This is a genomic window from Achromobacter sp. 18P8.1.1 (assembly GCF_057799415.1).
Genome location: NZ_JBYOKH010000047.1, coordinates 42,645 through 52,324, shown reverse-complemented (window position 1 = coordinate 52,324; position 9,680 = coordinate 42,645). Strand labels below are relative to the sequence as shown.

Here is a 9,680-nt window from a genome sequence, read left to right as displayed (position 1 = left end):
GCGGGGCCATCAGCAAACCACTCCCTGCAAGCGCGCAAGCGACCACTGCCCCGACGCCCCACACCGCGTATGCCGACTGCAGCCGCCCGCGCGGCTGCAATCGGCGGGCAACGCAGCACTCGGCATTAAGCACAGATCTAGCAGTGCCCCAGGCCGAGACGGCGACAGCTCGTCGGCGGTGTCGGCATGACGGCGCGCAACCTTGATGCGCCCGAGGGAATCCGAAGGGAGCCGAAGGCGGACGAGGATGACAACGGGGGAGTCCGGAGCGAACGCTCCGGACCGCAATCGTGGGCGCGCGCCGGCATGGCGACGGCGACGATGGGCGACCTACGAAGCCACCCCAGCCGCCACAAATCCCCCTCAGCCAAGGCCGTTTTGCTTGAACCAATCCAGCATCCGCGTCCACGCCTGCTCCGCTTCCGCCTTCCGATAAGACGGCCGATAATCCGCATGGAATGCGTGCGGCGCCTCCGGGTACACGTCGATTCTTGACGCCTTTGCCGGCGCCGGCCCCTTCGCCAGTTCGATCCGCATGCGGTCCACGTCGGTTAGCGGGATGCCGGCGTCTTTGCCGCCGTACGCCCCCAAGACCGGCGCCTTCAGCTCATTCACCAGGCTCAGCACCGACTTCGGCTTCAGCTCGCTGGGCTCGCCACCAAGTTGGCCGTAGAACGCCGCGCCGGCCTTGAGTTTCGGGTTGTGGGCGGCGTAGAGCCAGACCTGGCGGCCGCCCCAGCAGAAACCTACGATGCCCAGCTTGTCCGCATCGCCGCCGTTGGCCGCCGCCCATTTGGCGGTGGCGTCCAGGTCGCCCTGGACTTGCACATCAGGCACCTTGCCGATGATCTCGGCCTGCAGCTTCGGGATCTCGGTGTACTTCGACGGGTCGCCCTGGCGCGCGAACAATTCGGGCGCGATGGCCAGATAGCCCAGATGGGCCAGCCGGCGGCACACGTCCTGGATGTACTCGTGCACGCCGAAAATCTCGGACACCACGATCACGGTCGGCAGATTCTTCTTGCCTTGCGGCGCCGCACGATAGGCGGGCATCTTGCCGTCCGTCGTGGGGATGTCGATCTTGCCGGCGGTGAGCCCCTTGGCGTCCGTGGCGATGGCGGTCTGAGCCACGGCGGGCCCGGCCGCAAGCGAGAAGCCCGCGGCGACCGTCGTGGCGATGAAGCCTCGACGGTCCAGCCGCAGCGGCGGCAACAGGCTGTCGAAGTGCGCGTCCTGATCTTTCATCGAAAATCTCCTGGCAAAAGCGGGGCCGGGGACGCAACGCGTACCCTCTGGCGGCCCGCCGGGTTCACTTCAGGGAGAAGTCCACGCGCGAGGGCTGCCCCTCGTCCTTGATGCCGTCCGCGTCCAGCTGCGGCGCAACGATGAACACACGGTCCGCGAGTCCTTCCTGGGCTTGCAACTTCTCATACACCGCCTGTGCGCGTGCATCGGCCAATTGGCGCAACTGCTCGTCGCCCACCGGCGCCACGCTGCGCAGCATGGCTTCCATCTGATCCGCCGGCACGGACTTGGCCATGCCGATGAAATTGCGCGGTTTGTCCTTGATGTCGGCGTCGTCATAGACGTCTTCCAGGTACTTGGCCCGCTCGGCGGCAGACACCTTCACGCCCGCCGCATCCGGCTTCTTGCCGCGCGGCGTGGTGGCCGCGGCCTTGGCGGCGCGGATCTGGCCTTCGACCCAGGCTTGGCGCAGGCCTTCCATGTCGGTCTTGGGATCAGCGCGGCCGCTGATGTCCATCTTCAGCGCCGGACGGTCCGTCAGCGCCTTGGTCAGCGTGTCGATGCGCTGCTGCGAATCTTCGGTCAGCACCGCGCTGCCCGGCTTGAACTCGACGTAGGACAGTTCTTCGCCGCCGCCGAAGGCCGAGGCCAGCAGGCTGAACGGCGACGTCACGGCCTTGACCACCAGGTTCAGCAGCACGCGCACGACGATGCCGCCGACCGAGAATTCAGGGTCGTCCAGCGAACCCGAGATCGGCAGGTTGATGTCGATGTTGCCGCGCGAGTCCTTCAACAGCGCCACGGCCAGCAGCACCGGCAACTTGGTGGCGTCCGGGCTGTTGGTCTTATCGCCAAAGGTCAGCTGGTTCAGCACCACGTGGTTGGACGCCTGCAGCGCGCGGTCCTTGATCTTGTATTCCAGGTCCACCGAGAGCTTGCCGCGCTTGATCGGATACCCCACGTACTTGGCCGAATACGTGTTGAAGCGCGGCAGGTCCACGCCCTTGGCCGAGGCCTTCAGGTCCAGCGTCAGGAACTTGGCGAACGGCTGCACGATGCCGCTAATGGACAGCGGCGCCGTGGTGTAGACGCGGCCCGTGACCTTGACCTTGGCCGGTTGGGGATTGGTGGACGACACCGCCGTGATCGCGCCTTCGATCGCCGACAGTTCGGCCACGTAATTGGGTTTGACGAAGCGGTCGGTGAAGGTCATGCGGCCGCGCGACAAGGTGACGCTGTTGACCGAGATATCCGGCATGCCCGCGCCTGTGCTGCCTTTCGCGGCAGGAGCCGGCGCGGGCGCCGCGGCCTGACGGCCCGGCGTCTGCGTGTCCTGCGTAATGGAGCCGCCGGCCTGCCCGGGCGCGGCCACCAGGTCCATGACGTTCAGGCGGCCCTGCGCATTCAGCAGGATGCGGCCGTAGAAGTCTTCCAGCGCGATGTCGCCCAGCTTGGCGCCGATCTTGTCGCCCGCGACCGAGATGTCCATGCCGGAAAAACCCAGCCGCTTCCAGTTCAGGAAGTCGTCGTTGTTCACCTTGTCTTGCAGGTCGACGCCCGTGACCTCGACGCCGCCCTTCCAGTTGACCTTCATCGGCGCGCTGCCGGCTGCGGCGGTGAAGGCCACGTCGCCCTTGGCGCCCAGCGTAATGGCGCGCACGGTGGCGTTCAGGCTGGAGGCCGCATAAGGCGCGAACGTCGCGACATTGAGCTCGGACAGGTCCACCGACGATTTCAGCGTCAGCGGTTGCGGCGTGAACATGCCTTTCAGGTCCAGCTTGCCGTTGCCCTGGATGCCCGAAGCGGCCAGGGTGAAGTTGCTTTGCCCCGGCCCCATCGCCAGCCGGTCGGCAGTGACGTGCAGGCTCTGCAGCGCGACGTCCAGCGCAGGCTTGAGCGATTCGTCGCGCGCCTTGAACTGCGTCAGGTCGGCCTGGACGGCCGTGGCAGAGGCGTCCACCGCGCCGTTCTTCTCCAGCACGTGCACCTGGGCGGAGGCGCCCAGGCGGCCGTCCAGCAGCACGATCGGGGCCGCACTGCGCACGGCCGGCGCCAAGGGCGCCAGGGCCACGTTGCCCAGCCGCACGCCCAGTTCCAGCGACAACGGCTTCAAGACCAGCGGCCCCTTGGCGCGGATCCAGCCCCCATCGGTACTGTTGTCGACCGTCAGCCACAGGTTGACGGGCTGGTCCTTGACCTCGGGGATCGCGACGCCTTCGACGGTCACGGCCATGCCGGTCATGACGTAGTCCAGCTTGCTGATCGCATCCGTGATGTAGAGCTCGCCCTCGTGCAGGTTGAAGGCGTCCAGCGTGACCTTCCATTCCTCGGGGGCCGCAGGCGGCGGAGGGGCGGCGGTGTCCGTGCCCGGTGCGGCGGGCGTAGCGGGTGCGCCTGTTGTGGCGGTGTCGGGTTTGGCCGGATCGGACGTCGCGGCACCCGGCTTGGCAGGGTCCGGCTTTGCGGCATCCACCTTGGCGACCTCGGTCTTTGGCGCCACCTTCAATCCGACGTCCCGCTTCAACTTGTCGGCCACGGGCGTCTCGTTGGGCGCCACGCCGCCCAGTTCCTTCAGCTTGGCCACCACGTCCTGCCAGTTCAGGTGCTGGTTGGCGTAGCGGCGCACGTGGATCTGCGGCGCCCACAGGCCCACTTCGCCCACATATACCTGGCGCGCGATCGGCTCGAGTTCCAGCCGGGTGACGGTCAGGGCGCTCCAGGCGGCCAGGCCTTCGCCTGCCGTGTCGCGCAGATCGAAGCGCCGCAGGCCCAGGTCGCCCACCACGCGGATCTTGGGCGCGGCGTCCTTGGGCTGCTCGAACACGACTTGCAGGTTGGAATCCAGCAGCGCGCTTTCCAGCTTGAAGGGCAGCGGCATCGGCCAGACGTCGGCCCACTTTTCCAGTTGCAGGCCGTTGAACGCGACGCGCAGGGTCGACGACGGCACCTTGTCGAACGGGCGCGCCACGCCGGTCAGGTCGAACGGGCTGCCGTTGATGCGCAGGTGCAGCCGGGGCTGCACATCGATATCGGTGGCGTAGCCGAAGTTCGAGATGAACGGCACCCCGACGCCCAGCTCGTCCACCACCTGCTTGCGGCCGGTGACCTTGTCGTCCAGCGTGATGCTGCCGCCCTCGATCACCATGTTGTTCAGGGAAAAGCGCGGCAGGCCCTCGTCCGGCTTGGGCGGTTCGTCGGGCTTGGCGGCCGACATTTCGGCCACGCGTTGCTGTATGTCAGAGAAATTGAATCGCGTGACGTCTTCTCGGACGATGGCGATGTTAGGCTGGCGCAGCGTCAAACGATCGACAACCGGCGCGAACCAGAACAGGGAGCTCCAGGCGGCGCTGGCATTCAGTTCGGCCAGCGTCAGCAATGGCGTCTGCGAGCCGGGTTGGGCTATCGCCAGGTCGCGGGCGCGGACGGTCAGGGTGAACGGATTGAAGGTGATCTTGCCGACGGAAACCTCGCGGCCGATCATCTTGGCCACATCCCCGGTCAGGACGTTTTGCAGCACTTTGGGGACTTGCCATGCGGCAATGCCGCAAAGAATCAGCGCGACCGCAACGATGCCCAGAAGAATCTTGCCGGCGCGCCGGGTAAACCGAAGCTTTGGGCTCCGCAAGGGCATCGCGAGTCTCCTGATACGAGTTGAAGGCGATTATCGCGCCCCGGTTAGCGCTCGTCTATCATAGGCGTAACAGCGGGCCCTCCCGGCCAGCCGGGACCGCTCTTTTCAAACATTAACAATTCTCGATCCCGATTCCCATGCCACCATCCACCCCCACCTTGAGCCACCTGGATGAAGCCGGCCAGGTCCGCATGGTCGACGTCATTGCCAAGACGGATTCCGAACGCGTCGCGATCGCGACCGCCAGCGTGCGCATGAATGCGGTGGCCTACGGCCTGTTGACCCAGCCGGGCCAGGGCAAGGGCGAAGTGCTCAATACCGCGCGCGTCGCCGCCGTCCTGGCCGCCAAGCGCTGCGCCGAGCTGATTCCGCTGTGCCACAGCCTGCCGCTGGCGTTCGTGGGCGTCGACTTCTCGCTGGACGACGCCGCCCACCGCATCGACATCCTGGCCACCTGCCGCACCAGCTACAAAACGGGCGTCGAAATGGAAGCCATGATGGCGTGCAGCGTGGCCGCGCTGACGATCTACGACATGTGCAAGGCCGCGGACAAAGGCATCGTGGTCGAACAAGTACGCCTTAAGTACAAGGCGGGAGGAAAAAGCGGTGAATGGCGCAACGATTGATCTCCTGTACTTCGCCCGCGTGGCCGAACTGGTCGGCAAGCGCGCGGAAAGCTGGCCCCTGGACGGCGAGTCCACGGGTGCGCAACTGCTGGCCGCGCTGGGTGAACGCTACCCCCAGCTGGAACCCGCCAGCCGCCTGAAACTGGCCATCAACCAGACCCACTCCAAACCGACGGCCCCGATCCGCCCTGGCGACGAGGTCGCGGTGTTCGAACCCGTCACCGGAGGGTGAACGCCATGATCAGCGTCCAGGAAGCCGATTTCGACGGCGCCGCGCTGACCGCCGAGCTGCGCGAGCGCGCGGGGGCCGGCGTGGGCGGCATCGTCACCTTCGTGGGGTATGTGCGCGACTATGCGCCCGACTCGCCCACGGAAACGCTCTTTCTAGAGCACTACCCCGGCATGTGCGAGCGTGAGCTTGAAACCATCGCCGAAACCGCGCGGGCACGCTGGAACCTGGACGGCACGGTGATCGTGCACCGGGTTGGCGCCTTGTCCCGCAACGCCCAGATCGTGTTCGTGGCGGCGGCCAGCGCGCACCGCGGCGACGCCTTCCGCGGCTGCGAATACATCATCGACGCGCTCAAGACCCGCGCGCCCTTCTGGAAGCGCGAAACGCTCTCGGGCGGCAGCAGCTTCTGGGTCGAACAACGCCAATCCGACCAGGACCGCACGGATGCCTGGGATGAAGACTCTGCTTCAAAGAAGGAACACCCATGAGCGAAGAAATCCCCGTTTCCGTGTCGCTGGCCTGCGCTGTACTGACCATCAGCGACACCCGCAGCGCCGGGGACGACACCTCCGGCAACCTGCTTGCCCATAGCCTGGCGCACGCGGGCCACCAGTGCGTGCGCCGCGACATCGTCCGCGACGACATCTATCAAATCCGCCGCGTCATCAGCGACTGGATTGCCGACCCCCAAGTGCAGATCATCCTGACGACGGGCGGCACGGGCTTTTCGCATCGCGACCACACGCCGGAAGCCATTCTGCCGCTGCTGGACCGCGAAATCCCCGGCTTCGGCGAGTTGTTCCGCCAGATTTCCTACACCGAGATCGGCAGTTCCACCATCCAGTCGCGCGCGTTTGCGGGATCGGCCAACCAGACGCTGATCTTCTGCCTGCCTGGTTCCAACAATGCCTGCGAAACGGCCTGGGCGCAGATCCTGCGCGAGCAGCTCGACAGCGGCCATCGGCCGTGCAATTTCGCCACGCATTTCAAGCCCAAACAAGAAGACAACTGACCCATGCTGGATTTTGACCAAGCCCAGACCCTGCTGGCCAATGCCGCAGGGCCGTTGCAGCGCCATGAAGACATCGGCCTGAACGACGCCGCCGGCCGCGTGCTGGCGGCTGACCTGACCGCCACCGTGGACATTCCGCCGGCCGACAACAGCGCCATGGACGGCTACGCCCTGCGCGTGGCCGACTGGCGTGCGGGCGGCCGATTGCCCATCCAGCAACGGTGCTATGCAGGCGACGTGCCCGAACCGCTCAAGCCCGGCCACGCGATCCGCCTGTTCACCGGCAGCCTGCTGCCGGACGGCGCCGACACCGTGGTCATGCAGGAAGACACCGTCGAAGCCGACAACCAGGTGGAGATCACCCGCCAGCCCGCGCCCAACCAGCACATCCGCCGCCGCGGCGAAGACACGATGACCGGCACGCCGCTGTTGCCCGCCGGCACGGTGCTGCAAGCCGCGCATGTGGCGCTGCTGGCCTCGCAGGGGCTTGCCCGCGTGTCCGTGGTAGCCCAGTTGCGCGTCGGCATCCTGACGACCGGCGACGAGCTGGTGCCGCCGGGCACGCCCCGCGCGCCCGAACAGATCTACAACTCGAACGGCCCGATGCTGGCGGCGCTGGTGCGCGGCCTGGGCGCCCTGCCCGTGCACGTGCTGCATGCGCGCGATACCGAAGCGGATCTGCTGGCGGCGTTCAAGACGCTCTTGGCCGATTGCGACCTGGTGCTGAGCGTGGGCGGCGTGTCGGTCGGCGAACGCGATCTGGTCAAGCCGGCCCTGGCTACGCTGGGCGGCGAACTGTCGCTATGGAAGGTGCGCATGAAACCGGGCAAGCCGGTGGCGCTGGCGCAGATCGGCGGCAAGCCGGTCGTCAGCCTGCCGGGCAATCCGGTGTCGGCGTATGCCGTGTTCGCGATGCTGGTGTCGCCGCTCGTGCGGCGCATGCAGGGCCGCGACGAGATCTTCCCGCCGATCAGCCTCCTGCCCCTGCGCACGGAACATCCGCGCCAGGACAGCCGCGAGGAATTCCTGCGCGTCCAGCGCCGCGTGGCCGACGACGGCAGTGGCGAACTGGTGGCCTACGGCCATCAGGGCTCAGGCGTGATCAGTTCGATGCCGTGGGCGACGGGCCTGGCCCGCCTGCCCGCCGATGTGCAGGTCAACGACATGGACCGCGTGCCCTACTACGACCTGCGTCACTGGCTGGCGTAGCGTTCGGCCACGGCCAGCTCTTCGGGCGTATTGACGTTCATGAAAGCGTCGGGCGCGTCGTCAAAGCGTGCCTCGACGCCGCCCGCCCGGGCCTGCCACAGGCCCACCTTGCGGTCGCCCCCCAGCAGATAGGCCCGCAAATCCGGCAGCAGCGCCGTGCGCACCGCCATGCAGGCGCTGTGGCGCTGGCCGTTGGCGGCGGCATACGCCAGCGGCGCCCGGGCCGATTCGGCCGCGCCGATCAGCCGCGCGGCCAGATCAGCCGGCAGGAATGGCGTATCGCAAGGCACGACCACCAGCCAGTCGTCTTGGGCGGCAGCGGCAAGCCCCGCCGCGATGCCCAGCAGCGGCCCCTGGAAGGCCCCAAGCTGGGGTTCGCCGTCTTCGACCACCTGTCCGTATTGCGCGTACCGGGCCTGATGACGGTTGGCGCTGATGATCAGCCGGCCCACCTGCGGGGCCAAACGGCGCGCCACGTGCGCCACCATCGGCTGCCCGTGCAGCAGCACCAGGCCCTTGTCTTGCTGGTTCATGCGTGCGCCTTGGCCGCCCGCCAGGATCAGGCCGGCAACACCTGCGCGCATTGATGCGGCGTCAACCACCGATGTAGCTCATTTCGACTTTGCGGCCCGGGTCCGGCTGGGGAGCCGCCGCGTTGCGGCCGCGCAGTTCGGAGTAGTGGTCATTGCGGGCGCCCCAGATGCCCGACACGATGCCGGCCAATTCGGCGTCGCTTGCACCTTCGCGTAGCGGCGCGCGCAAGTCGTGCCCTTCATGCGCGAACAGGCACAGGAAGAGTTTGCCTTCCGGCGACAGGCGCGCGCGCGTACAGCCGCCGCAGAACGCGTGGGTAACGCTGGAGATGACGCCGATTTCGCCGCCACCGTCCCGGTAACGCCAGCGCTCGGCCACGCGGCCCATTTCGCCGCTTTGCACGGGTTCCAGCGGATGCACGGCGCCGATGCGGTCCAGCACTTCCTGGCTGGGCACCACTTCAGCGAGGTTCCAGCCGTTGCTGTTGCCCACATCCATGTACTCGATGAAACGCAGGATATGGCCGCTGTGGCGGAAGCGTTCGGCCATGGGCAGGATCTGCCCGTCGTTCAGGCCGCGTCGCACCACCATGTTGACCTTCACGGGCGCCAGCCCCGCGCTGGCGGCAGCATTGATGCCTTGCAGCACGTCGTCCGGCGTGAAGCCGCTGTCGCTCATGTCCTGGAACATGGCGGCGTCCAGCGCGTCCAGGCTGACGGTGACGCGCGTCAGCCCCGCCGCCTTCAAGGCGGCGGCCTTGCGCGCCAGCACGCTACCGTTGGTCGTCAGGGTCAGGTCCAGCGGACGGCCGTCGGGCGTGCGCAACTGGGCCAGTTGGCCCACGAGGTTTTCGATGTGTTTGCGCAGCAGCGGCTCGCCGCCGGTCAGACGGATCTTTTCCACGCCCAGCTTCGTGAAGATGCCGGCCAGCCGGCTGATCTCTTCAAACGACAGCAAGTCCGAATGCGGCATGAAGGTGTAGCTGCTGTCGAACACTTCGCGCGGCATGCAGTAGGTGCAGCGGAAGTTGCAGCGGTCCGTGACCGAGATCCGCAGGTCGCGCAGCGGACGCGCGCGCAAGTCCAGCGCGGGCTGCCCGGCCGGCGGCAATTCGCCTGGTGCGGGCCAGGCCGCGCGGTCGGACCGGCGGTCGGCAAGGAAAATCACTTTGCTCATGGGGTCATCATATCC

9 protein-coding genes are annotated in these 9,680 nt (G+C 67.1%); 5 read left to right on the top strand and 4 right to left on the bottom strand.

The annotated features are described in order from the left end of the window. Nucleotides 1-363: 363 nt before the first annotated feature. Together AC27VE_RS24165 and AC27VE_RS24160 are read right to left on the bottom strand one after the other, a co-directional pair. Nucleotides 364-1,245, bottom strand: coding sequence for a dienelactone hydrolase family protein (locus AC27VE_RS24165; protein ID WP_488705199.1), 882 nt, complete (start codon nucleotides 1,243-1,245; stop codon nucleotides 364-366). A 64-nt stretch (nucleotides 1,246-1,309) separates the two neighbouring features. Then, nucleotides 1,310-4,876: a DUF748 domain-containing protein gene (locus AC27VE_RS24160; protein ID WP_488705198.1), complete on the bottom strand. Its 3,567-nt coding sequence runs from the start codon at nucleotides 4,874-4,876 to the stop codon at nucleotides 1,310-1,312. A gap of 137 nt (nucleotides 4,877-5,013) precedes the next feature. Here AC27VE_RS24160 and moaC point away from each other — a divergent pair, with 137 nt between their 5' ends. From moaC to AC27VE_RS24135, 5 genes are read left to right on the top strand one after another with little or no spacing between them, the layout of a single operon-like run. Next, nucleotides 5,014-5,502 (top strand): cyclic pyranopterin monophosphate synthase MoaC, encoded by a 489-nt coding sequence (gene moaC, locus AC27VE_RS24155; protein ID WP_280026611.1) that lies wholly within the window; start codon nucleotides 5,014-5,016, stop codon nucleotides 5,500-5,502. Beyond that, nucleotides 5,483-5,734: a MoaD/ThiS family protein gene (locus AC27VE_RS24150; RefSeq protein ID WP_006222691.1), complete on the top strand. Its 252-nt coding sequence runs from the start codon at nucleotides 5,483-5,485 to the stop codon at nucleotides 5,732-5,734. Before moaC ends, AC27VE_RS24150 begins: the two co-directional genes overlap by 20 nt. 5 nt (nucleotides 5,735-5,739) lie before the next feature. Next, nucleotides 5,740-6,222 carry a molybdenum cofactor biosynthesis protein MoaE gene (locus tag AC27VE_RS24145; RefSeq protein ID WP_006222690.1) on the top strand — a complete coding sequence of 161 codons (483 nt, stop codon included), beginning with the start codon at nucleotides 5,740-5,742 and terminating at the stop codon, nucleotides 6,220-6,222. After that, a complete protein-coding gene (gene moaB, locus AC27VE_RS24140) occupies nucleotides 6,219-6,746 on the top strand; it encodes a molybdenum cofactor biosynthesis protein B (protein WP_488705197.1) in 528 nt (175 codons plus the stop codon). The genes AC27VE_RS24145 and moaB overlap by 4 nt, the downstream gene beginning before the upstream one ends. 3 nt (nucleotides 6,747-6,749) lie before the next feature. Continuing rightward, on the top strand, nucleotides 6,750-7,955 hold the full coding sequence (locus AC27VE_RS24135; RefSeq protein ID WP_280026608.1) for a molybdopterin molybdotransferase MoeA: 1,206 nt from the start codon (nucleotides 6,750-6,752) through the stop codon (nucleotides 7,953-7,955). Here the strand turns inward: AC27VE_RS24135 and mobA are convergent. Together mobA and moaA are read right to left on the bottom strand one after the other, a co-directional pair. Next, nucleotides 7,940-8,539 carry a molybdenum cofactor guanylyltransferase MobA gene (gene mobA / locus AC27VE_RS24130; protein ID WP_488705196.1) on the bottom strand — a complete coding sequence of 200 codons (600 nt, stop codon included), beginning with the start codon at nucleotides 8,537-8,539 and terminating at the stop codon, nucleotides 7,940-7,942. The two genes, AC27VE_RS24135 and mobA, sit on opposite strands and share 16 nt — an antisense overlap. A 10-nt stretch (nucleotides 8,540-8,549) precedes the next feature. Continuing rightward, nucleotides 8,550-9,665, bottom strand: coding sequence for a GTP 3',8-cyclase MoaA (gene moaA / locus AC27VE_RS24125; protein ID WP_488705195.1), 1,116 nt, complete (start codon nucleotides 9,663-9,665; stop codon nucleotides 8,550-8,552). Nucleotides 9,666-9,680: the final 15 nt, after the last annotated feature.

Coding starts and splice junctions, on each gene's coding strand:
- AC27VE_RS24165 (WP_488705199.1), bottom strand. CDS start 1,245: ATGAAAGATCAGGACGCGCACTTCGACAGCCTGTTGCCGCCGCTGCGG.
- AC27VE_RS24160 (WP_488705198.1), bottom strand. CDS start 4,876: ATGCCCTTGCGGAGCCCAAAGCTTCGGTTTACCCGGCGCGCCGGCAAG.
- moaC (WP_280026611.1), top strand. CDS start 5,014: ATGCCACCATCCACCCCCACCTTGAGCCACCTGGATGAAGCCGGCCAG.
- AC27VE_RS24145 (WP_006222690.1), top strand. CDS start 5,740: ATGATCAGCGTCCAGGAAGCCGATTTCGACGGCGCCGCGCTGACCGCC.
- moaB (WP_488705197.1), top strand. CDS start 6,219: ATGAGCGAAGAAATCCCCGTTTCCGTGTCGCTGGCCTGCGCTGTACTG.
- AC27VE_RS24135 (WP_280026608.1), top strand. CDS start 6,750: ATGCTGGATTTTGACCAAGCCCAGACCCTGCTGGCCAATGCCGCAGGG.
- mobA (WP_488705196.1), bottom strand. CDS start 8,539: ATGCGCGCAGGTGTTGCCGGCCTGATCCTGGCGGGCGGCCAAGGCGCA.
- moaA (WP_488705195.1), bottom strand. CDS start 9,665: ATGAGCAAAGTGATTTTCCTTGCCGACCGCCGGTCCGACCGCGCGGCC.